Genomic DNA, 25,551 nt, shown 5'->3' with positions numbered 1-25,551 from the left:
CGGCGGGCTGCGTGAGCCTCGTCGCGTCAGGCCGGCGGGACCTTCCAGAGCCAGACGTCGTCGACGCGCTGCGGGGGGCCCAGCAGGGCGGTGGCGGTGCGGCGGAGGGCCTCCTCGTCGATGTCGTACTTCGCGCCGTGCACCCGGTCGGGCAGCACCACCACCTCGACGTGCCAGTAGCGCAGGTCGGCCAGGGACTCCCTGATGCTGCCGTCGGTGATGATCGGGACGAGGCCGGTCCGCCCGGCCTGGTCCATCAGCGAGTCGAAGGTGCGCGGCACCGGCCCGATCCGGCCGCGGCCGTCCGGGCCGCCGGGGCCGAGGAAGAAGCCGGCCGGGATGCGGAACTCACCCTGCCGGTGGGCCAGCGCGTACGCCTGCCAGCGCTGGCCGTCCGGCGTCACGTCGACGGTCAGCGGCAGCGGGGTCAGCACCCCGCCGGGGGAGACGTGCTGCTTCCAGGTGCCGGCGGTGATGAACGCCGGGATCGGCTCGCGCACGCTGGTCAGCAGCGGGGTGGGCAGCAGCGGCAGCAGCGCGGCGGCGAAGCCGATCGCCCAGGCCAGCTCGGTGGAGCGGTGCCGGGGCGGCGCGGCGCGCAGCCGGTCGACGGTGTACGCCAGCAGCAGCCCGATCACCGGCGCCACGACCAGCGCCAGCCGGGAGGGCAGCGCCGCGTTGACCACCGGCAGGTTGTCCAGCACCCCGAACGGCAGCAGCTGGTCGGTGCGCCGGCCGTTCCACTTGGCCGTCGGCCCCCAGGAGAGCACCGCGAAGACGATCGCGGTGACGGCCAGCGCCCAGAGGGTGGCCCGGAACGCCCGGTCGGCGCGCCGCCGGAGCAGGACGAAGCAGGCGACGGCGAGCAGCAGCAGCGGGATGCCGAAGAACGAGTTCTCCTCGGTCGGGTTGGGCGCCAGCGAGGTGCCCAGCCCGGCCCACCCGGCCAGCGACCGGCGCGGGTACGACCCGTACGCGGCGATGTCCTCGGCGTGGATGAGCGGGTCGAAGCCGGTGCCGTGGAAGCGCTGCGGCCCGGCGAAGTGCAGCCAGAGCGGGTACGCCAGCAGCACCCCGGCGACCAGCGCGGTGACCCCGAGCCCGCGCAGGAAGTGCGGCAGCGCGGCGCGCACCTCGGCCCGGCGGGACGGCTGCGCCGCCCAGACGGCGAGGAACGAGGCGAGCGCGAGGGCGGTGAAGAAGAGCCCCTCGGCGGCGATCGAGAAGGCGACCGCCACCAGCACACCGAGCAGCACCCCGCCGCGGACCGCGTTGCCGGGACGGCGCAGCGCGAACACGCCCCAGATCAGCAGCGGCACCAGCCAGCCGGCGGTCCAGTTCAGATGGGCGTTGGCGTGCGACACCATGGCCGGGCAGTAGCCGATGAAGAGCCCGCCGACCGCGGCGGCCAGCCGGCTGCGCACCAGGTGCCGGCTGAGCAGCCAGTACCAGGCCAGCGCGGTGGCGGCCAGGTTGAGGGTGAGGATCACCAGGAAGGTCGCGGGCGGCCCGATCAGGTACGTCAGCGGCGCGAAGACCCACGCGTACACGGTGATCGAGGTGTTGACCGCGAGGTTCACCCCGTCCGGGACGTTGATCAGGTGGGTGAAGAGCGGGTTCTCCCCGTGAGTGAGCGAGTGCCCGCCGAAGGCCAGCAGCCACTCGAAGAGCGCCTGGTCGCTGGAGTTGACGGTGATCGCCCGGGTGCTCGGGTCGCGCCACATGCCGCTGGTCACCCAGAACGCCAGGGCCAGCGCGGCCAGCGCCACGATCAGGTCGGCGCGGCGGTCCCGGGTGACGGGCACGGAGCCGGGCGACGGGTCCGTGGCCAGGGACGGGGAGATCGGCACGCAGCGGACGTTACCAACCTGACCCGGACCCACCGGTCAGACACGAAACCTCACTTCGCCACGTCTGCTCCGGCCATATCCCGGCATCGACAAATGTGGTTGCCTCGGCCATGTCGGCGAGGTGAAACACCGACGTAACGTCTCGGCAACTCGGGGGTGACTCAGTTCACAATCCGCCACCAGGAGGTCGCCGTGCGCCGCTCCTCATCCCTCCGCACCCGGCTCGCCGGGGCGGCCACCGCGGTCGTGCTGGCCGCGGCCGCCGCGCTCGCCGCCGCCGTCCCCGCCCAGGCCGCCACCCTCACCCAGGTGACCGGCTTCGGCTCCAACCCCGGCAACCTGAGCATGTACGCCTACCGCCCGGACGGCCTGCCGGCCAACGCGCCGGCCGTGGTGCTGCTGCACGGCTGCACCCAGAACGCCGCCGGCTACTTCGCCAACTCCGGCTGGCAGAAGTACGCCGACCTGTGGAAGTTCGCCCTGATCGTGCCCCAGCAGTCGTCGGCCAACCAGTCGCTGAGCTGCTTCAACTGGTTCACCGAGGGGGACATCAACCGAGGCCAGGGCGAGGCGCTGTCGATCAGGCAGATGGTCGACTACGCGAAGTCCAACTACGGCCTGGACGGCAACCGGATCCACATCAGCGGACTCTCCGCGGGCGGCGCGATGACCTCGGTCATGCTCGCCACCTACCCCGACGTCTTCGCCGCCGGCTCGGTCATCGCCGGGCTGCCCTACCGCTGCTCGCCGCCGGCGTCGACCAGCACCTGCCAGTACAGCGGGGTGGACAAGACCCCGGCGGCCTGGGGCGACCTGGTCCGCAACGCGCACTCCGGCTACACCGGCCGGCGTCCCCGGGTCGCCATCTGGCACGGCACCTCCGACACCACCGTCGTGCCGCTGAACGCCACCGAGTCGCGCGACCAGTGGACCAACGTGCTCGGCGTCTCGCAGACCCCGACCAGCACGGCCTCGCTGCCCGCCGGCACCAGCCTGGAGGTGTACGGCAACGACGCGGTCCGCCTCTACCGGGTCTCCGGGATGGGGCACGGCACCCCGGTCGACCCGGGCTCGGCGACCGACCAGTGCGGCACCGCCGCGTCGTACTTCCTGGACACCATCTGCTCGACGTACCGGGACGCGCTCTTCTTCGGCCTGAACGGCGGGGTCACGCCGACCCCGACCGCGACCGCCAGCCCCAGCCCGACGGCGTCCCCGACGCCGACGGCCTCCCCGGTCTGCGTCACCGCCAGCAACTACGCGCACGTGACCGCCGGCCGCGCCTACCAGTCCGGCGGCTACGCCTACGCCCTCGGCAGCAACCAGAACATGGGCCTGTACAACACCTTCTACACCAGCACCCTCAAGCAGACCGGCCCCAGCTACTGGGTCATCGGCTGCTGATTCCGGCTGTGCGCTCACTCCGTCAACGCGGCGTGCAGGGCGGAGCGGAGGTCCGGGTGGCGGTACTTGAAGCCGGCCTTGGTGAGGACGCCGGGGAGGACGCGGGTGCTGGTGAGGATGTCCTGGGCGAAGCCGCCGAGGGCCACCTTCAGGGCCAGCGCGGGGACCGGGATGATCGCCGGGCGGTGCAGCTGGCGGGCCAGCTCCCGGGTGAAGTCGGCGTTGGTGGCCGGGTCCGGGCCGACCCCGTTGACCGGGCCGGCGATGTAGTCCCCGTCCAGCAGGAACGCCGCCGCGTCCAGCCAGTCGCGCAGCGAGATCCAGGACCACCACTGCCGACCGCTGCCCAGCCGCCCGCCGAGGCCCAGCTTGATCGGGCGCAGCTGCGGCTGGAGCATCCCGCCGTCGCGGTGCAGCGGCAGCCCGGTGCGCAGCCGCACCACGCGTACCCCGGCGTCCTCGGCCGGCCGGGTGGCGGCCTCCCAGACCCGGGAGACGTCGGCGAGGAAGCCCTCGCCCGCCGGGGCGTCCTCCTCGACCGTCCGGTCGCCGGTGTCGCCGTACCAGCCGATGGCGGAGGAGTTGAGCAGTACCGAGGGCCGGTCCGCGGCGGGCAGCCCGGCGATGGTGATGGCCAGCGTGGTGGTGGTGTCCACCCGGCTGGACCGGATCAGCTTCTTGTAGTCGTCGCTCCAACGCTTGTCGCCGACCCCGGCGCCGGCCAGGTTGACCACCGCGTCGGCCTCGGCGACCACCGCCGGGTCGAGCTGCGCGGCGGACGGGGTCCACTGCCGCTCGTCGGGGGTCCGCGCCGGCCGTCGGACCAGTCGGGTGACCTGGTGCCCGTCCGAGGTGAGCCGGTCGACCAGCCGGGTGCCGAGGAAGCCGGACGAACCGGCCATGAGGATCCGCATGACCATATCTTCGGCCACCGACCCCGGCTTGGATGCGTTGCACCGAAACCGGCCGCCGCGCTTTCGCCGCCGACCGCCGGCGAGAAGATGCCTGCTCGTGCGCTATGAAGCTGATGACGTGGATGAATCAGCGCCTCACTCGCCGGTCTGGCCGTCGATCGCCTCCCGGATGATGTCGGCGTGGCCGAGGTGCCGGGCGTACTCGTCGATCATGTGGTTGAGCACCCAGCGCAGTGAGTGCTCCCGGCCGGCGTCGAAGGATTGGCCGACAGCCTCCAGCGGACGGTCGGCGGCGATCCGCCGGGACGCCTCGACCTCAGCCCGCCAGATCGCGAAGGTTTCCTCGCCGGTGGCGTGGTCGACGTCGTTGAAGTCCTCGTCCCGATCGTCGGTGCGGGTGAACAGGCTGCCGGGGAAGTTCCCGTCGATCACCGCCTGGAAGTACCACCGCTCGACCGTGGCCAGGTGCCGGACCAGGCCGAGCAGGGAGAGGTTGGACGACGGCACCGCCCGCTGGCGAAGCTGCTCGTCGGTCAGCCCGGCGCACTTCCGCACCAGCGCCTGGCGCTGGTAGTCGAGGAAGGTGTCCAGCAGCGTGCGTTCGTCCGCCGTGGGCGGCAGCTCGAACCGTTCATCGATCATTTGTGCGATCGTAGGCGAGTCCCGGGTCGTGGACAGCCCCGCGCGGCGACCGGCGAGGGACCGCCCAGCCGAGGAAGCGGTCGAAGAGCTGTCCCGGCTCCGGGCCGTCGTGCGGGCTCAGCCTGGGTAGCTGGCCGGCCGCGTCGTGCAGCATCCCGCCCAGGTAGACCAGCAGCGTCACCCGGTCGTCGGCGTACTCCCGGAGCAGCGTGAGGCGGGCGGTCGCGCACGGCCAGGGGGCGGCGCAGGCCCGGCAGAGCCAGAGCGGGCGCAGCGCCACGTGCGGCGGCCCGCTCACCAGCGGCCGCCGTTGGCCCGCCAGGTCTGCGCCGGGGTGAGCCGGCCGACCCGGCCGACCTGCGGGTTCGCCCGGGTCGCCTCGTCCCACGAGCGGGTGTTCGCCGGCGGGGCGGGCGGCTCGGTCGGTACCGGGGCATGCCGGTCGGGGCAGGCGGCCCAGCGCAGGCCGCACGAGCACCAGCGCCGCCCGCCCCGCCAGGTCCGCCGGTGGCGGGGCGCGAGCGGCACCGGCTTCGCGTTCCGTCGCGGCCACATCATCGCCGCCGATCCGGTACGCGCGCCTGCTGGTCGCCGCGCGCCACCAGCTCGTCAACCACCTCGTCGGGAAGGCCGCGCGACCGCAGCACCCGCCGCCCCCAACGGTGCAGCAGGCAGGGGTACGGGGTCCGGTCGCTGCGGCACAGCGGACCGGTCGGCCAGGCTTCTGGGGCGTGCACCACCACCGCCCGGACGGCGAGCCGGACGTCCTCCGCCGTGACGAACCACGGCACCGGCAACTCGCCGAGCACCTTCTCCACCGCGTCCACCGGTTGGTCGACCACAGGCTGCACGCTGCTCCGCCTCTCTCGTCGGGCGGCGCCGAGACGGGCGGGGTCGGCAATGTGCTGCCGGAGCCCGGCACCCGCCCCGGGCCTGCTCACGGGCCCGCCGACACCAGGTCACGGGCAGGGGGTGGCACCCGGCCGACTACCGGGGGAGTGGCCGGCCGGGTGGTTTCACAGGGCGACCAGCTCCGGGTTTGCAGACCAGGGAGCCGGTCAGGTCGAACTTTGTCAGACAAGACTAGTAAAGTCAACGAACTGGTCCTTACTTGTCTCGTAAAGTGTGTTGTGATCGAATGGCGGTGCAGACCAGGGAGTCAACATGCCCGCCAAAGCCAAGTGGGCGCAGCTTGCGGATCACATCCGCGAACAGATTGCGTCCGGACAACTCGCACCCGGCGACAAGCTGCCGTCAACGGCCCAGCTCAAGGATGAGCACGGTGTGTCAGCCGGTGTCGTGCGTCAGGCCATCCTCGTGCTCCAGATGCAGGGCGTTGTCGAGGGTGTGCACGGCGTCGGGGTGTTCGTCGCCGAGCGGCCGGACGGGCAGCACCAGTCCTGAGAGCGATATGCCTGTCAGTGATAAATATGCCTGACAGTCATATCGCTCGCTGGCACAACCGGGTGCGCGCCGGGTCAGGTCAGCGCCGCCAGGCGGGGGAGCAGCGGGGCCAGCGCGTCGACGGCGTCGGCGCGTACCACGAAGCGGGTGATGCCCCAGCGGCGCCGGTGTGCCGCGACCGCCGCGACGATCTCCTCCGCCGTACCGATCAGGACGAACGGGGTGGCCAGCAGCTCGGCGACGGTCAGGCCGGTGTCGGCGGCCGTCTTCGCGGCGGCGGCCTCGGCGTCGTCGGTCACCGCCACCTGCTGGACCAGGGCCTCCAGCGCGGGCGGCTCGGCCCGGCCGGCGGCTCCGGCCGCCACGTGCGCGAGCTGCGCGTCGATCTGGTCGGCCCGCCACCGCACGTCGTGCGCGTGCCCGTCGGCGAGGGTCCGGCCGAAGCCGGTCAGGCCGACCACGTCGGCGTGCGCGCCGGCCCAGCGCAGCAGCGTCGAGTTCGCCGTACCCATGGTCAGCGGGACCCGGCCCTGGACGGGCCGCAGCCCGCCCAGCTTGGCCGCGTGGGCGACCAGTTCCGGGGTGTCCACGGTGACCTCCGCGCCGGCCAGCAGGTCCCGGACGGCCTCCGCGACGGCCACGCAGCGGCGTACCCGGGCGGCGACGTCGGGCCGCTCGCGGCCGACTGCCCGCCACTCGGCGGGGGTGTGGCCCGCGCCGAGCCCGAGCCGGGCCCGGCCGCCGGAGACCACGTCCAGGGTGGCCACGTCGGTGGCGAGCAGGATCGGCTCGCGGACGCCGGCGTTGGAGACGTACGAGCCGAGGCCGAGCGTGGAGGTCACCGCCGCCGCGGCGGCCAGCGAGACGAACGGCGACGCGCCGTGGCCGGGGTGGTCCGAGGCCAGCAGGGCGTCGAAGCCGGCGGCCTCGGCCCGGCGAGCCAGGTCGAGCCAGCTCGCCGCGTCGGCGGGACGGGCCTGGACGGAGAAGATCACCATCGGCCCAGCATCCGGCGTTGACGGCACGGCGGCCAGCCCGGACCCACCGATTCTGCTGACCGGCGAATCCCGAGCCGCGACCCACCGGGCGCCCGCCCGCGTCCTGCGGCGGAAGTCGTCCTGCCCGGGCCGCCGGGGCCGCCCGACGGCCGGGAGGGGCCGCCGGGCACCCGACGCCGAGGCCTAACCGGCGGACCGGTGCACGGCCTCCAGACGGGCCAGGTCGTCGGGGGAGAGGCGCAGCGCGCCGGCCGCCACGTTCTGCGCCTGGTGCTCCGGGTCGCCGGTGCCCGGGATGGCCAGCACGTTCGGGCCCCGGTGCAGCGTCCAGGCCAGCCGGACCTGGGCCGGGGTCACCCCGTGCTCCCGGGCGACGGCCCGCACCTCGTCGTGCTCGGCGCCGCTGGCCCCGGCCTCGCGCCCGCTGGTGGCGAGCGAGAAGAACGGCACGAACGCGATGCCCTCCGCCGCGCACTCGCGGAGCAGCTGGTCGTTGCCGGCGCGGTAGCCCAGGCCGTACGAGTTCTGCACGCAGACCACCGGCGCGACGGCCTGCGCCTCGGCGAGCTGGTGCGGGCGGATGGCGGAGACGCCGAGGTGGCGGATCAATCCGGCGTCGCGCAGCTCGGCGAGCGCGCCGAAGTGCTCGGCGAGGGGCTCCGGGCCGTACACCCGGAGGTTGACCACGTCCAGGTGGTCGCGGCCGAGCTGACGGAGATTCTCCTCGACCTGGCCGCGGAGCTGGTCCGGCCGGGCCATCGGCAGCCATTCGCCGGACGGGTCCCTGCCCGGCCCGACCTTGGTGACGATCACCAGATCGTCCGGGTACGGCGCCAGCGCCCGGTTGATCAGCTCGTTGGCCGACCGCAGCGGCGAGAAGTAGAACGCCGCCGTGTCGATGTGGTTGACGCCCAGCTCGACCGCCCGGCGCAGGACGGCGATCGCCCGGTCCCGGTCGCTCGGGCCGCCGTCGGCCCTGCTGGTCAGCCGCATCGCGCCGAAGCCGATCCGGTTGACCGTCAGGTCGCCCAGGCGCCAGGTGCCCGCCGCCGCGGCGGTGATCGTGTCGGTGGTCATCGTCTCCCCGTCCCCCTCGGATCCATGGTCGGCGCCCCCTCGTCGGGCAGCGGGACGCCGAGCAGTTCCACGGTGTCGCCCGCCTCCCGGTTCACCGCGTTGAGCGCGGCGACCAGTTTCTTCTCCTCGTAGCTGAAGTGCGACTCCAGCAGCGCGGCGAGGCCGTCCAGCTCGGCGCGGACCTCCCGGCCGGCGGTCGGGTCGGCCGTCAGCTCCTCGATCCGGCGCAGGATGCCCGCCACCACCTGGTGGTCCTCCGCCAGCTCGGCGAGGACCGGGCGCAGCGCCGGCTCCCGTTCGGCGAGGACCCGGAACGCGCCGCCGTCCTCGCCGCCGTGGTGGCGGGTGAGTGCGGCGCAGAAGCCCAGGCAGTGGGCGCGCAGGTCCGGGGACGACCGGAGGTCGGCGCCGGGGGAGTCGAGGCTCGTCCGGAGCCGGGCCAGCTCCTCGCGGAGCCAGAGGTGGATCTCGATCAACTGGTTGCCGAGGGCGGTCAGCCGCCCGTTCGGCTCGTGGGATGGGTGCACATGGTCCCCTGCTGTCCCGCGCCTCCATGCCCACGGCGGTCTTCGTGCCGGGCGCACCGCGACGCTGGCGGCGAGTTTACGCGTCCCGCCCCGGGCCGGCTGCCCCCCGCCGCGCCCGCACCACCGCCATGGTGGCCATGGCGGGCGGCTCCGGGTCACGTCGAAGGCTCGTCGGACTCCCGCTCGTGCCAGCGGGCCCGAAAGGCCGCCTCGCGCGCCTCGTGGGTGGTCCGTTCCTGGGCGACGACCGCGTGCAGCGCGTCCCGGCTCTCGCCCATGGTCAGCACCTCCAGCGCCACCAGCCCGACGCAGATGACGGTCAGCAGGGTGAGGGCGGCCAGCCCCGGCAGGCGTTGGCCGACCGGAATGCACGCCCCGAGCAGCAGCACCGTGCCCACCCGGAGCCAGGTGACCGTGTGCAGGGTGCGGAGCTGGAACAGCATGTTGCCGCAGAGATAGCAGATCACCCCACCGAAGAGCAGCGCCACGCCGGGACCGTCCGCGCGTTGTTCCAGCGGAACGTGCGGATCGGCGATCTCGTGCACGATCCGCTCGGCGCCCAGGGCGAACAGGATGATCCCGGCGATCATCGGCAGGTAGAAGTAGGCGTACGCGTCCCGGGCCATCGCCACCCGGGGGCGTCCCTCGGCGGCGTGGAGGGCGATCCGGGCGGCCGGCCCCACCCAGTCGTAGTGCACCCACCACAGGGCGGCGGTGAAGACGATGCCGAGGACGGCGGCGGCGACGGCCGGCCAGGTCGGCGGCTGACCGAGCAGGTTGCTGCCGACGCCGACCGAGATGACCGACTCGCCCAGGGCGATGATCAGGATGAGGTCGTACCGCTCGGTCCAGTGCTCGGCGGACGTGACGTTCCAGCCCCAGGTGCCCGCGATGAGCCCGGTGGAGTACTGCAGCAGCACCACCGTCGCCCAGAGCCCGTCGCGGACCAGGGCGGCCCGGCCCGGTTCCTGGATCTGCGCCGGGATCAGGGCGGCGAGGAGCAGCAGGAAGGTGCTCAGCACCAGCTCCGGGGCGAAGCGGCGCAACTGCCGGCGCTCGTTCGGGCTGTCCCGCACGACGTGCAGGTAGAGGGCCAGGTGCACGGCGCGGATGACCACGTAGCTGCCCGCCGCCACCATCGGCCCGGCCGCGTTCTCCCCGGGGTCCCGGAAGGCCTGCGGCAGCGCCAGCGCGAAGGTGAAGAGCGCGGCCATCCCGGCCACCATCAGCACCGGAACGAAGCCTTCGCCCAGCCGGACCCGGGTGGCGACCAGGCTGTGCACCACCCACGACCACCAGAGCACGGCGAGGACCAGCAGGGCGTGCAGCAGGTTGGTGCCGTTGATGTCCAGGGCGGTGGCCCGGGTGATGATGAAGAACGAGAAGACGAAGACCAGGTCGAAGAAGACCTCGAAGCGGTCCACCCGCGCGCCGGGGGCGATGGCGACGGCCGGCCCCAACCCTCCGCGCCGCCGTTTGCCGCTCACTGGTCGAGTCTCCCAGCGCCCGGACGGCTCCGGCTTGAAACCGCTCAGCCGGTGGCGTGGCGCCGCAGGCCGTCCATCAGCAGGTCGAGCAGGCGGCCGGCCTGCTCGCGCTGGTCGGGCTCGCCGGCGACCAGGGAGACCCCGCTGAGGCCGGCCAGCACATCAGTGGGCGCGACGTCGGCCCGGACGGTGCCCGCCGCGCCGCCCGCCTCCAGCAGCAGGCCGAGCGCGGCGATCAGCCGGTCCCGGCTCTGCGCGTACGGGTTGGCGCCGGAGGCGATGACCAGCCTCAGGGCGTCCGCCATGCCCCGCTTCGTGGAGAGATAGTCGATGAAACGGTCCATCCAGGCGCGTACCGCCTGGTCCGGCGGCAGGCTGGCCAGCAGCTCCGGCGCGGCGTCGCAGAGCTTGGCCAGCTCGTTGCGGTAGGCCGCCTCGACCAGGGCCTCCCGAGTGGGGAAATGCCGGTAGAGGGTGCCGATGCCGACCCCGGCCTCCCGGGCGATCGAGTCGAGTGTTACCTCCGGCCCGGCGTGGGAAAACGCGCGTACCGCGGCGTCCAGCAGCCGCTGCCGGTTGCGCAGCGCGTCGGCGCGCAGCGGTCGGGGGCTGGTGTCGGGCACGTCTCCTCCTCCGGGCGACCGGCCGAGGCGCGGTCGGGTTGGCAAGCGGAGAAGCCTCCGGTTAGTCTCGAGACGTAACGGAGGATCCTCCGATTCTCATCGTAGCGGCCGGACCGGGCGTCCGCGTCGCCACCGACAAGGATGGATCATGACCACCAGCACACCCGTCAGCACGCCGTACTCCCGGGAGACCACCGCCATTGAGGTGGTGCGCGGCATCGACCTCACCGGGCGCCGGGCCGTCGTCACCGGCGGCGCGTCCGGGATCGGCGTGGAGACCGCCCGCGCGCTCGCCGCCGCCGGGGCCGACGTCACGCTCGCCGTACGCAACGTCGACGCCGGTCAGCAGGCCGCCACCGACATCACCGGCACCACCGGCAACGACCGGATCCTGGTGGCCCCGCTGGACCTCGCCGACCTGGCCTCGGTGGCCGCCTTCGTCCGGACCTGGGACGGGCCACTGCACATGCTGGTCAACAACGCCGGCATCATGGCCTCGCCCGAGATGCGCACCCCGCAGGGCTGGGAGATGCAGTTCGCCACCAACCACCTGGGCCACTTCGCCCTGGCCACCGGGCTGCGCCCGGCCCTCGCGGCGGCCGACGGGGCCCGGATCGTCTCGGTCAGCTCGTCGGCGCACCTGCGCTCACCCGTGATGTTCGAGGACATCCACTTCCAACAGCGGCCGTACGAGCCCTGGGCGGCGTACGGGCAGTCCAAGACGGCGAACGTGCTCTTCGCCGTCGAGGTCAGCCGGCGCTGGGCGGACGACGGCATCCTCAGCAACGCCCTGATGCCGGGCGCGATCCGGACCAACCTCCAGCGCTACGTCAGCGAGGAGGACCTCGCCCGGCTGCGCGCCGAGAGCGGGGGCGGGACGACGCCCAGTTGGAAGAACACCGAACAGGGCGCCGCGACCTCGGTGCTGGTCGCCGCGTCCCCGCTGCTCGACGGCGTCGGCGGGCGGTACTTCGAGGACGTCCAGGAGGCCGGGCCGAACCAGCCCGGCACCCGCACCGGGTACGCCCCGTACGCCCGGGACCCGGAGGCCGCCGAGCGGCTCTGGCAGGTCTCCGAGGAGCACCTGCGCGGCTGACCGGCCCGGAAACGGCGAAAGGGCGCCCCGGTCGAGATGACCGGGGCGCCCTCTTTCGCGCGGGTGTTACAGGCCCAGCTCGGCCTCGAAGTTGCCGGCCTCCAGCCGCTCCTTGACCGCGACCAGGAAGCGGGCGGCGTCCGCGCCGTCGATCAGCCGGTGGTCGTAGGACAGGGCCAGGTAGACCATCTGCCGGACCGCGATGACCTCGCCCAGCTCCGGGTCGTTGACCACGACCGGACGCTTCACCACGGCACCCGTGCCGAGCATCGCCGACTGCGGTGACGGCACGATCGGGGTGTCGAAGAGGGCGCCCCGGCTGCCGGTGTTGGTCAGCGTGAAGGTCGCCCCGGCGATCTCGTCCGGGCTGATCTTGTTGGTCCGGGTGCGCTCGGCCAGATCGGCGACCCGCTTGGCGATGCCGCCCAGGTTGAGGTCGCCGGCGTTGTGGATGACCGGCACCAGGAGCCCCCGCTCGGTGTCCACGGCGATGCCGAGGTGCTCCGAGTCCGGGTAGGTGATCGTCCCCGCCGCCAGGTCCATCCGGGCGTTGACGATCGGATGCGTCTGCAGCGCCTCGACGGTGGCGAGGGCGAAGAACGGCAGGAAGGACAGCTTCACCCCGTGCCGCTGCTGGAAGGAGTCCTTCGCCTGCGCCCGCAGCTTGGCGATCTTGGTGACGTCCACCTCGATCACCGTGGTGAGCTGCGCCATCTCGTGCAGCGACTCCTGCATCCGCTTGGCGATGGCCCCGCGGATCCGGGTCAGCTTCTCGGTGGTGCCCCGCTTGCTGCTCGGCTGCGGCTTGGCGGCCGGCTTGGCCGGGGCCGCCGGAGCGGCAGCGGCGGCCGGCTGCGCGGCCGGCGCGGCCTTGGCCGCCTTGGCCTTCTCGGCCGCCTCCAGCACGTCCTGCTTGCGGATCCGCCCGCCGACGCCGGTGCCGTTGACCGAGGAGAGGTCCACGCCGTGCTCGCTGGCGAGCTTGCGCACCAGCGGGGTCACGTAGCCGGCCGCCTCCTCGCCGGCGCCCTGCGCCGGGGCGGAGGGGCGCTGCGGGGTCGGGGTCGGCGCGGCCGGCTGGGCCGCCTGCTCGGCCTGCACCGGCTGCGCGGCGGTCTCCGCCTCGGCCGCCGGCTGGTTGTACGACATGCCCGGGGTCGGCTCCTCGACCTTCGGCTCCGGGGCGGCCTCGGCCTTCGGCTCCGGCTTCGGCTCGGGCTTCGCCTCGGCCTTCGGCTCCGGCTTGGGCTCCGCCTTCGGCTTGGCCGGCGCGGCGCCGGCCGCGCCGATGATCGCCAGGTCGGCGCCGACCTCGGCGGTCTCGTCCTCGGCGACCTTGATCTCCAGCACGGTGCCGGCGACCGGCGAGGGGATCTCGGTGTCGACCTTGTCGGTGGAGACCTCCAGCAGCGGCTCGTCCACCTCGACGGTCTCGCCGACCTGCTTGAGCCAGCGGGTGACCGTACCCTCGGTGACGCTCTCACCCAGGGCCGGCATCTTCACCGGGGTGCCCTCGCCCGACGGCGCCGGGGCGGCCTGGGCCGCCGGCTCCTCGACGGCCGGCTGTTCCGCCTCAACCTGCGGCTCCGCGGCGGCCTCCGCGGCCGGGGCCTCCTGCGGCTCCGGGGCGGCCGCGCCGGCCGCCTCGCCCTCGCCCGCGATGACGGCCAGCTCGCTGCCGACCTCGGCGGTCTCGTCCTCACCGACCACGATGCGGCTCAGCACCCCCGCCGCGGGCGACGGGATCTCGGTGTCGACCTTGTCGGTCGAGACCTCGAGGAGCGGCTCGTCGACCTCGACGGTGTCGCCCTCCTGCTTGAGCCAGCGCGTGACGGTGCCCTCGGTGACGCTCTCGCCGAGCCGGGGCATGGTGACCGATACCGGCATGTTCTCCAGACTCCTTCATTCCCCTGGTGGGATCATCGCCCGTCGCCGGACGCCGCGGTTGTCGTGATCAGGCGTGCGCGTGCAGCGGCTTGCCGGCGAGGGCCAGGTGCGCCTCGCCCAGGGCCTCGGTCTGCGTGGGGTGGGCGTGCACGAGCTGCGCGACCTCGGCCGGGTACGCCTCCCAGTTGTAGATGAGCTGCGCCTCCCCGACCAGCTCGCCGACCCGGGCGCCGACCATGTGCACGCCGACCACCGGACCGTCCTCGATCCGGACCAGCTTCACGAAGCCAGCCGTCTTGAGGATCTGGCTCTTGCCGTTGCCACCGAGGTTGTAGTTGTAGGTCTTGACCTTGTCGCCGTACTGCTCCTTGGCCTTCGCCTCGGTCAGGCCGACCGACGCCAGCTCCGGGTCGGAGTAGGTGACCCGCGGGATGCCGGCCTCGTCGATCACGGCCGGGTTCTGGCCGGCGATCTCCTCGGCGACGAAGATGCCCTGCTGGAAGCCGCGGTGGGCGAGCTGCAGGCCGGGCACGATGTCGCCGACCGCGTACACGTTCGGCACGCTGGTGCGCAGCCGCTCGTCGGTCAGCACGTAGCCGCGGTCCATCTTGACGCCCTGCTCCTCGTACCCGAGGTTGGCGGTGTTCGGGCCGCGACCGACGGCCACCAGCAGCAGCTCGGCCTCGACGGTCTCGCCGCCCTGAATGGTCAGCTTGACGCCGCTCTCGGTCTTCTCGACCTTCTCGAACGGCTTGCCGACCTTGAAGTTGATCTTCCGCTTGCGGAACGCCCGCTCCAGCGCCTTCGACGACTCCTCGTCCTCGGCGGCGACCAGGCGGGGCAGCGCCTCGACGATGGTCACGTCCACGCCGAAGGACTTCCAGACGCTGGCGAACTCGACGCCGATCACGCCGCCGCCGAGCACGATCACCGACGAGGGGACCCGGTCCAGGGTCAGCGCGTGGTCGCTGGTGATGATCCGCTCGCCGTCGATCTCCAGGCCGGGCAGGCTCTTCGCGTACGAGCCGGAGGCCAGGATGACGTTGCGGCCGGTGTAGCGCTTGCCGTCCACCTCGACGACGTTCCTGCCGACCAGCTTGCCGGCGCCCGCCACCAAGGTGATGTTCTTGGCGCCGCCGACCAGGCCCTGCAGGCCCTTGTACAGCCGGGAGATCACGCCGTCCTTGTACGAGTTGACCGCCGCCATGTCGATGCCGACCAGCTCGGCCTTGACGCCGAACTGCTCCGACTCACGGGTCTGGTCGGCGATCTCGGCCGCGTGCAGCAGCGCCTTGGTCGGAATGCAGCCGTTGTGCAGGCAGGTCCCGCCGAGCTTGCCCTTCTCGATCAGCGCGACGGAGAGGTCCAGCTGGGCGGCACGCAGCGCCGCCGCGTAGCCGCCGCTGCCACCTCCGAGAATGACGATGTCGAAGGTCGCTTCGTTCGGCTCGCTCACGTCCAACTCCCAGGTCGCGTCGCTGCATCGGGGGGTCATGGCGGGGTGACACGGACAGACCCCACCTCGGTCATCTTGTCACTCCGAGCGCGAGGGCGCGTAGTGAGGTGCCCAACGACACGTCGTGGACACGTACTCTTGGCACCGTCTTCGATGGTGCACGGGGGAGGAGAGGGTCCGGTGGGGTTGTTCCGTCGACGGAAGCGGACGAGCGTGGCGAGCCGGGACCGGGTTGCCGACCGCGCCGACCTGGACCATCTGGAAAACTTCGCCCGGACCCGGCGGGGGGTCGAGGCGTACATCGAGCCGCGGACGACGGTCACCGAGACCACGGTCATGCTGATCGCCGACGACGGCGAATGGACCCGGCGGCGGATCGACGGCCCGGAGGGCGCGCGCCGCTTCGCCCACCGGCTGGCCATCCCGATCTACGACGTCCGCCTGATGGGCTACCCGCAACGGATGCGCGACTACAACGAACGCCGCAAGCGCCGCCCCGAGCTGTTCTGAGGCCGGGAACGCGGACGGGGCGCCCCCGCGCAGGGGGCGCCCCGTCGTGCTGTCCGGTACCCGTCAGCCGTTGGCGGCGACGTCCTCGACCAGGTGCACCAGGGTGCGGACCGGGACGCCGGTGCCGCCCTTGGTCCAGTAGCCGGTGGCCTCGCCCGAGTGGTAGCCCGGCCCGGCGATGTCGATGTGCGCCCAGGCGACCTCGTCGGTGACGAACTCGCGCAGGAAGACGCCGCCCTGGAGCATGTGACCCGCCCGGTCCATCCCGGCGTTGACCTGCGAGATGTCCGCGACGTCGGAGTCCATGCCCTTGCGGACGTCGTCCGGCAGCGGCATCGGCCAGGCCGGCTCGCCGGTCGCCTCGCCGGCGGCCTTCACCCGCTCGCAGAGCTCCGGGGTGCCCATCACGCCGGCGATCTTCTTGCCCAGCGCGATGACCTGGCCGCCGGTGAGGGTGGAGGTCTCGAAGAGGTAGTCCGCGCCGTCCTCGCAGGCCCGCGCGATGCCGTCGGCGAGGATCATCCGGCCCTCGGCGTCGGTGTTGAGCACCTCGACCTTCTTGCCGCTGTACATGGTGATCACGTCGCCCGGCCGGTACGACGTGCCCGACGGCATGTTCTCCGCCATCGGCAGGTACCCGGTCACCGCCACGGAGGGCTTGAGCGCCGCGATCGCCAGCATGGCCGCGCCGACCGCCGCCGCGCCGGCCATGTCGGACTTCATCTCCCACATGCCCTGCGCCGGCTTGATCGAGATGCCGCCGGTGTCGAAGGTGATGCCCTTGCCGACCAGCGCCACCCGCTTGCCGGAGCCACCGCCCGCCGGGGTGTAGGTCAGCTTGACCAGCCGCGGCGGGGCCTCCGAGCCCTGCCCGACCGCGAGGATGCCGCCGTACCCGCCGGCCTTCAGGGCCGCCTCGTCCAGCACCTCGACGCCGAGGCCGGCGTCCCGGGCGGCGCTCGCCACCGCGTCGGCGAACGACGGCGGGCGCAGCTCGTTCGGGGCGGTGTTCACCCAGTCGCGGCTGAGCCGGACCGCGTCGGCCACCGTCTGCGCCCGGGTGATCTCCGCCTGGGCGGTCGCGTCGCCGGCGTCCGGCACCGCGACCAGCACCTCGGTCACCGGCTCCCGCCGGGCCGGCTGCGGCTTGGTCTTGTAGCCGGCGAACCGGTACCCGCCGAGCAGCGCGCCCTCGGCGACCGCGCGCAGCGCGGCCGGGGCGTCGGCGTCGTCCGGCAGCGGCAGCGTCAGCGCCACCCGGGGCGCGCCGGCGAGGGCCCGCACCGCCGCGCCGGCGGCCCGGCGCAGGGTCTCCGGGGCCGGGGCGGCGCCGGTCGGCTCCGGGCCGAGGCCGACGGCGGCGACCAGCGGGGCGGTGACGGTGCCCAGCGTGGCCAGCTTGATCACCTCGCCGGGGCCGCCGGTAGCGCCGAGCAGCGCCAGCGTCTCGGTCAGCTTGCCGTCGAACGCGGCGGCGATGCTCTCCGCGCCGCTGGCCAGCAGCAGGTTGCCGGCGGGTCCGCTGGTGGCGTCCTGCCCTCCGGTCTGGCTGTGCACGCCGATCACGATGGCGTCGACGGCGAGTTCGGCGGGGTCGGTGTCGACCAGGCTCAGGGTGGTGCTGGGCGATGTCACTGAAGCTACTCCGGGCGGGCCGGGCCGGTCGCGGGGTCGCGTACCGGCGATGAAGGTCTCCGGCGGCAACCTACCCGCCGGACGTCGGGTGCGTCCCGCCGATCGTCCTGACGGGTCCCGCCGATGCTAACGAGCCGTTCAGGCCCCGGTAAGTTGCCACCCATGACCGACGTGACCTCCGACGCCGCCGCGACCCGGCTGCGCCGTTCCCCGCTGCACGAGCGGCACACCGCTCTCGGTGCCAAGTTCGCCCCGTTCGGGGGCTGGGAGATGCCGCTGGAGTACGCCGGTGGCGGCGTGCTCAAGGAGCACACGGCGGTCCGTACCGGCGTGGGCGTCTTCGACGTCTCGCACCTGGGTAAGGCGCGGATCACCGGGCCGGGCGCCGCGGACTTCGTCAACGCCTGCCTCAGCAACGACCTCGGCCGGATCGGCCCCGGCCAGGCGCAGTACACGCTCTGCTGCGACGACGCCACCGGCGGCGTGGTGGACGACATCATCGCCTACCTGCACGCCGACGACCACGTCTTCCTGATCCCGAACGCGGCGAACACCGCCGAGGTGGTCCGCCGGCTGCGCGCGGCCGCGCCGACCGGGATCGAGGTCAGCGACGAGCACGAGGCGTACGCGGTGCTGGCGGTGCAGGGGCCGCGCTCGGCGGAGCTGCTCGGCGCGCTGGGGCTGCCCACCGAGCACGGCTACATGAGCTTCTCCACCGCCACCCTGGACGGGGTGGGGCTGACGGTGTGCCGCACCGGCTACACCGGCGAGCTGGGCTACGAGCTGGTCGTGCCGGCGGAGCACGCGGTCGCCGTCTGGGACGCGCTCTTCGCCGCCGGGGCGGCGTACGAGCTGCGGGCCTGCGGCCTGGCCGCCCGGGACACCCTGCGCACCGAGATGGGTTACCCGCTGCACGGGCAGGACCTGTCGCTGGAGATCACCCCGGTGCAGGGCCGCTCCGGCTGGGCGGTCGGCTGGGACAAGCCGGCCTTCTGGGGCCGGGACGTGCTGCTCGCCGAGAAGGCCGCCGGCCCCCGCCGTACGCTGCGCGGCCTGGTGGCGGTCGACCGGGCCATCCCGCGCCCCGGCATGGCGGTCTACGCCGGTGACACCCGGGTCGGCACCATCACCAGCGGCACCTTCTCCCCGACCCGCAAGCAGGGCATCGCCCTGGCCCTGCTGGACACCGACCCGAAGCTGGCCGACGGCGACCTCGTCGAGGTCGACATCCGCGGCCGCCGCGCCCAGATGACCGTCACCCGCCCCCCCTTCGTCACCCCCTCGGTCAAGTAACCGTTTCCTTTCATGATGCGTAGGTGAGCTCATGATCGGATGTCCTACCTTGCGGTGGGACGGTCCCGGTGTTACCCGCTTTGGCGGTGCCGGGTTGACGTTTCACGGCCACCAGCCCCGCGAGCGGGGTCTTACGGTCGGCTCCACGTCCGTTTCGCGTCTCCGAGCCACTCCCGGCGACGGCGGCCGCCAGCGCGGCCAGGTTCCGTGCGGCGTTGACGTCCCGGTCCAGGACGAGGCCGCACGTGGTGCAGGTGTAGGTGCGCTCGGACAGGGCGAGTTTGGTTTTCACCGCGCCGCAGCCCGAGCAGGTCTTCGAGGATGGATACCACCGGTCGGCCACCACCAGCCGCCCGCCATTCCACCCCGCCTTGTAGGCCAGGTGCCGCCGCAGCTCGGCGAACCCGGCATCAGCGATACGCCGCGCCAGCCGCCGGTTGGCGAGCATCCCCGCCACGTTGAGGTCTTCCACCACGATGGTGCCGTACTCGCGGGCGAGCCGGGTGGTCAGCTTGTGCAGACCGTCACGGCGCAGATGAGCGACCCGGGCATGCGCCCGGCCGAGCCGGGCGCGCGCCCGTTCCCACCGCTTCGACGCCCGTCGGCCGGTGCGCCGGTCAGGGCCGACCCGGCGACAGACGCGCCGGGCCAGCCGCCGCATCCGGCGGGCGGCGGCGTCCAGGTAGCGCGGGTTGGGCTCCAGCTCACCGGTGGACAGCACCGCCAGATGCTTGACGCCCAGGTCTACGCCGACCACCAGTTGTGGCTGGTGTGGAGTGCGTGCGGCGCGGTCGACGTCGACGCAGAACGCCACGTACCAGCGGCCACCGTCGCGGCGCACCGTCGCCGACACGATCCGGGCGGTGCCCGCCTCCAGCCGGCGGGCGAGCTTACGAGCGGACTCGTGCAGCTTCAACCGGCCCAGCCGGGGCAACACCACATGCCTACGGTCCGGCTCGACGCGGATGGCCCCGGTGGTGAACCGCACCGACGGTGTCGAGCGGCGCCGGGACTTGAAACGCGGGAACCCCACCCGCCGCCCGGCACGCTTACCGGTGCGGGAGTCCGACCAGTTCTTCAACCCCCGGGCCAGGGCGTCCAGGCCCGTGTTGAACGCCTCCTTCGAACACTCGGCCCACCACGGCGCCACATCGGACTTCGCCTGATTCCACGCTCTACGCAGCGCGGGCAGCGACCAGCCCTGCGTCGGGGTCAGGTCCACCTCGTCGATGCCATAAGTGCGTTCGGCGGCCCGCTGATCCATCACCGCCTTCACCCGGGCCAGCGCCCAGTTGTGCGCCACCCGCGCCGCCCCAGCGTGAGCCAACACCGCCCGCTCCTGTCGGGGCGTCAGGTCCAACGCGAACCGGTACGCCTGCACCACACCCAACCGCTCCCGGTGCGCCACGCCCAGCACCGTAACCACCCGGTATGACATAAACCCGCAACCACAAACGCCACACCCCCACGGCACCGAGCCGCCGACCGCCTGATCCCCGGCCTTCCGGAGACGCAAACCTCTTGATCAACCTGGTTCAGCGGGTGGAGGTGACCTCGGTGGGGGTGTAATGGCGCATCTCTTCGATGTGGTTGACGTAGGGGCGGATCTCGGCGAAGAAGGCGGGAAAGTTCGGGCCGGTGCGGAAGTCGCGCAGGTGCGCCTCGGCCGAGGTCCAGACGATGCGGAGGATGTGGCTGGACGAGTCGTCCACGCACCGGCTCAGGTCGTAGCCGACGCACTCGGGCGCGGCGTCGAGGGCCTTCGCCGCCCGCGCGTACGCCGGGACGAAGTCAGCCTGCCGCTCGGGCGGGATGCGGTACCTGATGTACTCGACGAGCATGTCGATCAGCCCACCACCGGCGCGCTGCGTGCTCAAGTACGCACTTTCCGGTAAGTGGGTCGGCGAGGGGAGCGCGGGATGGCCCGGCGGTACCACTGCGCCGTGGAGCTGGCTGTCGACGTGATCGGCGGGAAGTGGCGGCCGGTGATCCTCGCCCACCTCAAGGAGGGCGTGCACCGCTACGGCGAGCTGCGCCGCCGGATGCCGGACGTCAGCGAGAAGATGCTCGTCCAGCGCCTGCGCGAGCTGGAGGCCGACGGCCTGGTCGCCCGCCACGACCTGGGCAACCCGAAGTCCCCGCACGTCGAGTACCACCTGACGGCCGAGGGCCGCACCCTCATCCCCGTCCTGGACTCCCTGCACACCTGGGGCCTCGCCCGCGCCGCCCGCACCCACACCCCCTCGACCCCCCACCCGCCGACCCCGCGAGTTGATCAAGAAGTTTGCGTCCCGCGGCCCGTGATTCCTGACGCAACCTCTTGATCAACAGGGCGAGTCGGGGCAGGGCCGGGGCGGGTTACTCCGGGGTGGGGCGTTCGCCGGCGTCGAGGACGGCCTGGGTCCAGCCGCCCTCGATGACGCCGGTGCCGTCGAGCAGGGCCCAGTCGACGACGTCGGTCGCCTCGACCACCACCGGGGCGCCGATCCGCACCGTCGCGTCGGTGGCGGCGTCGCTGGCGCTGACCCCGACGATCCGCTCCGGGCTGTCCCAGGAGGTCACTCCGGCCCAGACGAACTCGGGGCCCTCGTCGCCGGGGAGGCCGTACTTGACCACGAGCTGGGTCTCGGCGGGGAGCTGACCGGCCAGGAAGCGGGCCCGGATGTCGCCGAGCCCGGCCCGCGCGGTGGCGATCGCCCTGCTCATCGCGTCGCCGGGGCGGGCGTACCGGACGTCCGGCTGGATGCCGGCGAAGAGCGTGGCGCAGGCGGCGGCGAAGTACCGCCCGGCCGGGCCCGGGTGGCCGGGCGGCGGTCGCAGGCTGAGGAACGAGTCGGCGTCCGGGTCCGTCGCCGGGTCCAGCTCCAGCCGGAGCAGTACCGGCGCGGTCGCCCCGTGCTGCTCCGGATTGCCGTACGCCACCGCGATGTCGTGGCCGGTCACCGTGGCCAGCACCGGGAGTTGCACGAACGCCGGCACCTCCTCGCCGGCCAGCCCGTCGGTCCAGTCCCGCAGCAGCCGCCGGGCCGCGCCGGTCATCACCGCGCCCCAGGCCCGGGTGAGGTGGTCCGGCACCCCCTGGGCCTGCAGCTCCAGCAGCCCGAACCGGCGCAGCCCCTTGGTGGTGAACCAGAGCCCGTCGGCGTCCGAGGAGTAGGGCACCAGCACCCAGTCGACCAGCCGGATCCGGCCCTCGGCGTCCGGCAGCGAGCGCAGCGCCGTCGCCGGGTCGAGGAACTGCAGGCCGAAGACGTCCACCACGTCGCTGCCGACGGTCTCGGCCACCGCGGCGGCCACCGCGCGGGCCGCCCACTCGTGCGCGGGCGGCCAGCCCGGCCGGTACTCCGCCTGGACCACCACCAGGTGCGTCGCGGCGGCCAGCCGGGCCAGCTGGGCCTCGGTGGCGCCGAACGCGGTGAGCAGGTCCGGCGGCAGCTCCGGGAACTCGCGGATCGGCCGGGTGTCCACGGTCATCAGCGGGCTGTCGAGCATCTGCTTCGCCAGGCCGTACACCGGCTCGGCGAGCCGTCCCTCGAGGGCCTTCACCGCCGTTTTCGGGCTGACCTTGGGCAGCCCGGCGATGGGCACCAGGTAGGTCGCGTCGAGCGACTCCGGCACGGGTACGGGCAGGAAGTCGTCCGTGATGAGCATGCCGTCCCCCATCGACCGCGCCGGTGCTGTCGTTCAAGAACGCTACCTGGCCGGGCGTGCCGCGCTCAGCCGGACAGCACCAGTCCCAGGTAGACCAGCGTGGTGACGATCTCCACGGTGGCGCCGAGCACGTCCCCGGTGACGCCGCCGAGCCGGCGTACCGCGTGCCCGAGGAGCCCGACCGCGACGGCGAGGGCGGCCACGACGGCGAGCGGCCCCTGCCACGGGCGGCCCGGCGCCGCCGGGACCGCCAGCAGCGCGACGGCGACCGTGCCGACGACCAGTGCGACCGGGCCCACCGTGCCGGCCACGAGCGCGCCCAGCCCCTCCGGCCGGGCGGCCGGGACGCCGCGCCGGCAGGCCACCGCGACGCCGAGCCGGCCCGCCGCGGCCGCGGCGACCACGCCCGCGAGCGCCGCCGGCCAGGACCGCCCGGCCAGCTCCGCGAGCGCCGCCGTCTGCAGCAGGAGTACGACCACCAGCGCGACCACCCCGAACGGCCCCACGTCCGGCTTCTTCATGATCTCCAGCGCCGCCGCCCCGCGCCGGTACGACCCCAGCGCGTCCACGGTGTCGGCCAGCCCGTCCAGGTGCAGGCCCCGGGTGAGCAGCGCGCCGAGGCCGACGGTGACCCCGGCGGCGACCAGCGGGGGAGCGAGCGCGGCGGTCAGCAGCAGCACCCCGCCGAGCAGCGCGCCGAGCAGCGCGCCCACCGCCGGGGCGAGCGCCATCGCCCGGCCCGCCGCGGCCCGGTCGATCCGGCCGGTGCGCAGCGGCAGCGTGGTGAAGGTGGTGACCGCCAGTCGGACGCCGTCGGCGAGCCGCGACTCAGTCGGCACGCCGACCGGGGGAGTCCGGCACGGCGACTCGGTCGTCCGGCTCGACGGTGGTGGGTCCCGGCCCGGCCGGCTCGGGCTCGGCGAACTCGGGCTCGGTGGTGGTCGGCCCCGGTCCGGCCGGCTCGGGCTCGGCGAACTCGGGCTCGGGCTCGGGCTCGGGCTCGGTGGTGGTCGGCCCGGGCCCGGCCGGCTCCGGCTCGACGAAGTCCTCCTCCTCCGGGTCGCCACCGAGCGACGGGTGCACCGGGAGGGTGGCGGCCAGCGCCAGCACCGAGCGCAGCAGCGGCAGCGTGGCCAGCGCGGTGGCCCCCTCGCCGAGGTCGAGCCGCAGGTCGAGCAGCGGGGTCAGGCCGAGCACGTCGGCGGCGAGCCGGACCCCCGGCTGCCCGCCGTGGTCGGGCAGCAGGCACCAGTGCCGGGCCTGCCCGGCCAGGTCCCGGCTGACCATGCCGGCGGCCACCCCGACCGGCCCGTCGAGCAGCACCGGCACCCGCCGGGCGGTCGCGCCGAGCAGCACCCCGGTCGCCACCGCGATGTCGCCGCCGCCCAGCTCGGCCAGCACGTCCTTGGCGTCCCGCGGCGAGCGCCGGGTGCGGTGCAGCGCGTCGCGGACCGCCGCGCAGCGGGTCATCCAGGCCGCGTCGTCGATCTCGCCGGACTCGGTGACCACCCGACCGAGCACGGCCGGCGGTTCCGCGCCGGCCGTCGCCGCGAGCACCGCCGCGGCGGCGGCCTCGGTGCCGGCGCCGCACGCCGCCAGCACCAGCAGCTGTACGCCCGCGTCGGCGGCCTGCTCGGCCAGCCGCCAGCCGTACCGCAGGGCCGACTCGACCTCGTCGGCGGTGAGCGCCGGCCCGTCCTCCATCGGTGCCGAGGCCGGCGCCTCGACCACCTGGAGCCCGGCGCTGCTCTCGGCGGCCAGCCGGGCCAGCGCGCCCCGGCCGGCGCGGGCCTGCCGGGCGCGGCGGGCGGACTCGCCCGGCACGGTGCCCGCGGCGGCCCCGCCGGCGTGGTCGCCGTGCAGCAGCAGCACCCGCACCGAGGCCCAGGGCGCCGGGGTGGCGGTGCCCTGGGTGGCGGCGGCGAAGCCGACCACCCGCTCCAGCACCCCTAGGCCGGCGCCGGGCACGTCCAGGGTGGCGAGCCGGTCCACGGCCTGCGGGCCGGCGTAGTCGTCGGGCATCGGGAGTTCCATGCCGGGCTGGATGACCAGGCCGGTGGCGACCATCGGCAGGGCCATGGTCGGCGCGGCCCAGGCCGCGCTCTCCTCGGCCGGCGCGGGGGCCGGCGCGGGCGGCGCGGTCGGGGTGAGCACCTCCGGCAGCGCGGCCTCCGGCGCCCGGGTGGCGGGGGTCGGCGCGGGCTGTTCGGGCGCCCCGGCCTGACCGGGGCCGGCCTGCGCGGGCACCGCGGCGGCCCGCGGCGCGGCGGCCGGCTTCAACCAGCTCGGCTGCCCGGCGATGACCAGCACCACGGCGTCGCAGGCGTCGGCGACCGCGCGGTTGGTCGCGCCCAGCGCGTCGGTGAACGCCCGACCGAGCGGGGTGGTCGGCACCAGGGAGAGCCCGACCTCCGGGCTGACCAGCACGACCCGCGCGGCGCTCGCCCGGAGCGCCGCCGCCAGCTCCTCGACGGTCGCGGTGTCGTCGGCCGGTTGGTGCGCCGGGTCGAGCAGGACCGTCACCCAGCCGCCGAGGTCGTCGACGAGCAGCGTCTCGTTCGACCCGGCGGCGGCGATGACGTCGGCCAGTCGGCGCGGGTCGTCCGCCGTCTCCTCGGTCGTCCAACTGCCCGGCCGCCGGGCCCGGTGGGTCGCCAGGCGGGTCGCCCACTCGGTGTCCTCCGGGTCCCCCGCCGCGGCGGTGGCCACGTAGCGGACCGTCGGCGCGTCGGCGACCAGCGATTCCGCGAACTCGGACTTGCCGGACCGGATACCGCCGAGCACCAGGAGCGTGTTCCACCCGTCAACGGACATGCCCGTACCTTAAAGCCGTCCGGCGGGTCGCCGCCCGCCGCCCCGTACGCCGCCCGGCCGGCGGACGGCGGGTCGACCCGGTCCGACCGGGCCGGGCTCAGCCGCAGTGCTCGAACGCGCTGCCGTAGCTGGCCCCGGCCACCGCGCCGCCCCACCTCACGCAGGCCCCCGCGGCGCCCGCCCGGACCGGGCCGGCGTAGTACTCGAACGCGCCGCTGTCGGTGCTGCGGGTCTTACCCTGCACCTCCAGGTACGCCGAGACGGTGGTGGCCCGACCGACGTC

25 protein-coding genes are annotated in these 25,551 nt (G+C 73.9%); 6 read left to right on the top strand and 19 right to left on the bottom strand.

Annotation, left to right across the window (positions count from 1 at the left end; translation table 11 throughout):
* Positions 1-26 precede the first annotated feature (26 nt).
* On the bottom strand, positions 27-1,850 hold the full coding sequence (locus tag EV384_RS30070; protein WP_130338644.1) for a DUF6311 domain-containing protein: 1,824 nt from the start codon (positions 1,848-1,850) through the stop codon (positions 27-29).
* Positions 1,851-2,042: 192 nt separating this feature from the next.
* Between EV384_RS30070 and EV384_RS30065 the strand changes: the two genes are divergently transcribed.
* Positions 2,043-3,254 carry an extracellular catalytic domain type 1 short-chain-length polyhydroxyalkanoate depolymerase gene (locus tag EV384_RS30065; RefSeq protein WP_130338642.1) on the top strand — a complete coding sequence of 404 codons (1,212 nt, stop codon included), beginning with the start codon at positions 2,043-2,045 and terminating at the stop codon, positions 3,252-3,254.
* 14 nt (positions 3,255-3,268) lie between these two features.
* Here EV384_RS30065 and EV384_RS30060 read toward each other — a convergent pair whose 3' ends face one another.
* The 5 genes from EV384_RS30060 to EV384_RS30040 all read right to left on the bottom strand — a co-directional run bounded on the left by EV384_RS30060 (position 3,269) and on the right by EV384_RS30040 (position 5,652).
* Positions 3,269-4,168: a TIGR01777 family oxidoreductase gene (locus tag EV384_RS30060; RefSeq protein ID WP_130338640.1), complete on the bottom strand. Its 900-nt coding sequence runs from the start codon at positions 4,166-4,168 to the stop codon at positions 3,269-3,271.
* A 135-nt stretch (positions 4,169-4,303) separates the two neighbouring features.
* Positions 4,304-4,810, bottom strand: coding sequence for a DinB family protein (locus EV384_RS30055; protein WP_130338638.1), 507 nt, complete (start codon positions 4,808-4,810; stop codon positions 4,304-4,306).
* A complete protein-coding gene (locus EV384_RS30050; RefSeq protein ID WP_242624364.1) occupies positions 4,800-5,108 on the bottom strand; it encodes a hypothetical protein in 309 nt (102 codons plus the stop codon). The genes EV384_RS30055 and EV384_RS30050 overlap by 11 nt, the downstream gene beginning before the upstream one ends.
* Positions 5,105-5,368: a hypothetical protein gene (locus EV384_RS30045; RefSeq protein WP_130338636.1), complete on the bottom strand. Its 264-nt coding sequence runs from the start codon at positions 5,366-5,368 to the stop codon at positions 5,105-5,107. The genes EV384_RS30050 and EV384_RS30045 overlap by 4 nt, the downstream gene beginning before the upstream one ends.
* On the bottom strand, positions 5,365-5,652 hold the full coding sequence (locus EV384_RS30040; RefSeq protein WP_242624363.1) for a hypothetical protein: 288 nt from the start codon (positions 5,650-5,652) through the stop codon (positions 5,365-5,367). Before EV384_RS30040 ends, EV384_RS30045 begins: the two co-directional genes overlap by 4 nt.
* Before the next feature lie 322 nt (positions 5,653-5,974).
* Here EV384_RS30040 and EV384_RS30035 point away from each other — a divergent pair, with 322 nt between their 5' ends.
* Positions 5,975-6,214: a winged helix-turn-helix domain-containing protein gene (locus EV384_RS30035; protein WP_130338632.1), complete on the top strand. Its 240-nt coding sequence runs from the start codon at positions 5,975-5,977 to the stop codon at positions 6,212-6,214.
* Positions 6,215-6,288: 74 nt separating this feature from the next.
* Here the strand turns inward: EV384_RS30035 and EV384_RS30030 are convergent, their stop codons facing one another.
* From EV384_RS30030 to EV384_RS30010, 5 genes are all read right to left on the bottom strand, one after another.
* Positions 6,289-7,212: a TIGR03621 family F420-dependent LLM class oxidoreductase gene (locus EV384_RS30030; RefSeq protein WP_130338630.1), complete on the bottom strand. Its 924-nt coding sequence runs from the start codon at positions 7,210-7,212 to the stop codon at positions 6,289-6,291.
* Between the two features lie 183 nt (positions 7,213-7,395).
* Positions 7,396-8,289 carry an oxidoreductase gene (locus EV384_RS30025; protein WP_130338628.1) on the bottom strand — a complete coding sequence of 298 codons (894 nt, stop codon included), beginning with the start codon at positions 8,287-8,289 and terminating at the stop codon, positions 7,396-7,398.
* Entirely contained in the window at positions 8,286-8,816 is a 531-nt protein-coding gene (locus tag EV384_RS30020; RefSeq protein WP_207232512.1) for a hemerythrin domain-containing protein, read from the bottom strand. The genes EV384_RS30025 and EV384_RS30020 overlap by 4 nt, the downstream gene beginning before the upstream one ends.
* 155 nt (positions 8,817-8,971) lie before the next feature.
* Positions 8,972-10,303, bottom strand: a complete 1,332-nt coding sequence (locus EV384_RS30015) for a low temperature requirement protein A (RefSeq protein WP_130338626.1) — start codon at positions 10,301-10,303, stop codon at positions 8,972-8,974.
* A gap of 44 nt (positions 10,304-10,347) precedes the next feature.
* A complete protein-coding gene (locus tag EV384_RS30010; RefSeq protein WP_130338624.1) occupies positions 10,348-10,926 on the bottom strand; it encodes a TetR/AcrR family transcriptional regulator in 579 nt (192 codons plus the stop codon).
* 148 nt (positions 10,927-11,074) lie between these two features.
* On the opposite strand from EV384_RS30010, the gene EV384_RS30005 reads away from it, so the two are divergent.
* Complete coding sequence (locus tag EV384_RS30005) at positions 11,075-12,022, top strand: SDR family NAD(P)-dependent oxidoreductase (RefSeq protein ID WP_130338623.1); 948 nt, start codon at positions 11,075-11,077, stop codon at positions 12,020-12,022.
* 66 nt (positions 12,023-12,088) lie between these two features.
* Here EV384_RS30005 and sucB read toward each other — a convergent pair whose 3' ends face one another.
* A complete protein-coding gene (gene sucB, locus EV384_RS30000; protein ID WP_130338621.1) occupies positions 12,089-13,909 on the bottom strand; it encodes a 2-oxoglutarate dehydrogenase, E2 component, dihydrolipoamide succinyltransferase in 1,821 nt (606 codons plus the stop codon).
* 67 nt (positions 13,910-13,976) lie between these two features.
* Positions 13,977-15,404: a dihydrolipoyl dehydrogenase gene (gene lpdA, locus EV384_RS29995; RefSeq protein WP_207232511.1), complete on the bottom strand. Its 1,428-nt coding sequence runs from the start codon at positions 15,402-15,404 to the stop codon at positions 13,977-13,979.
* Positions 15,405-15,545: 141 nt separating this feature from the next.
* On the opposite strand from lpdA, the gene EV384_RS29990 reads away from it, so the two are divergent.
* Entirely contained in the window at positions 15,546-15,875 is a 330-nt protein-coding gene (locus EV384_RS29990; protein WP_130338617.1) for a hypothetical protein, read from the top strand.
* A 63-nt stretch (positions 15,876-15,938) separates the two neighbouring features.
* Here the strand turns inward: EV384_RS29990 and EV384_RS29985 are convergent, their stop codons facing one another.
* Complete coding sequence (locus tag EV384_RS29985) at positions 15,939-17,510, bottom strand: leucyl aminopeptidase (protein WP_130338615.1); 1,572 nt, start codon at positions 17,508-17,510, stop codon at positions 15,939-15,941.
* A 162-nt stretch (positions 17,511-17,672) separates the two neighbouring features.
* Here EV384_RS29985 and gcvT point away from each other — a divergent pair, with 162 nt between their 5' ends.
* Entirely contained in the window at positions 17,673-18,803 is a 1,131-nt protein-coding gene (gene gcvT / locus EV384_RS29980; protein ID WP_130338613.1) for a glycine cleavage system aminomethyltransferase GcvT, read from the top strand.
* A 10-nt stretch (positions 18,804-18,813) separates the two neighbouring features.
* Here gcvT and tnpB read toward each other — a convergent pair whose 3' ends face one another.
* Both tnpB and EV384_RS29970 read right to left on the bottom strand, forming a co-directional pair.
* Entirely contained in the window at positions 18,814-20,229 is a 1,416-nt protein-coding gene (gene tnpB / locus EV384_RS29975) for an IS607 family element RNA-guided endonuclease TnpB (RefSeq protein ID WP_242624362.1), read from the bottom strand.
* A gap of 109 nt (positions 20,230-20,338) precedes the next feature.
* Positions 20,339-20,680 carry a putative quinol monooxygenase gene (locus tag EV384_RS29970; protein WP_242624361.1) on the bottom strand — a complete coding sequence of 114 codons (342 nt, stop codon included), beginning with the start codon at positions 20,678-20,680 and terminating at the stop codon, positions 20,339-20,341.
* A 42-nt stretch (positions 20,681-20,722) separates the two neighbouring features.
* Between EV384_RS29970 and EV384_RS29965 the strand changes: the two genes are divergently transcribed.
* Positions 20,723-21,127 (top strand): winged helix-turn-helix transcriptional regulator, encoded by a 405-nt coding sequence (locus EV384_RS29965; protein ID WP_130338611.1) that lies wholly within the window; start codon positions 20,723-20,725, stop codon positions 21,125-21,127.
* Positions 21,128-21,161: 34 nt separating this feature from the next.
* On the opposite strand, the gene EV384_RS29960 is transcribed toward EV384_RS29965, so the two are convergent.
* The 3 genes from EV384_RS29960 to EV384_RS29950 all read right to left on the bottom strand — a co-directional run bounded on the left by EV384_RS29960 (position 21,162) and on the right by EV384_RS29950 (position 25,268).
* Entirely contained in the window at positions 21,162-22,454 is a 1,293-nt protein-coding gene (locus EV384_RS29960; protein WP_130338609.1) for a DUF2314 domain-containing protein, read from the bottom strand.
* Between the two features lie 65 nt (positions 22,455-22,519).
* Complete coding sequence (cobS, locus tag EV384_RS29955) at positions 22,520-23,293, bottom strand: adenosylcobinamide-GDP ribazoletransferase (RefSeq protein ID WP_130338607.1); 774 nt, start codon at positions 23,291-23,293, stop codon at positions 22,520-22,522.
* A complete protein-coding gene (locus EV384_RS29950; RefSeq protein WP_130338605.1) occupies positions 23,283-25,268 on the bottom strand; it encodes a bifunctional adenosylcobinamide kinase/adenosylcobinamide-phosphate guanylyltransferase in 1,986 nt (661 codons plus the stop codon). Before EV384_RS29950 ends, cobS begins: the two co-directional genes overlap by 11 nt.
* Positions 25,269-25,551: the final 283 nt, after the last annotated feature.

The sequence above is a fragment of the Micromonospora kangleipakensis genome (assembly GCF_004217615.1).
In the GTDB taxonomy this organism is placed as follows: domain Bacteria; phylum Actinomycetota; class Actinomycetes; order Mycobacteriales; family Micromonosporaceae; genus Micromonospora; species Micromonospora kangleipakensis.
Note: the sequence above shows the minus strand (reverse complement) of the source record. Positions and strands in the feature narration are given on the sequence as shown.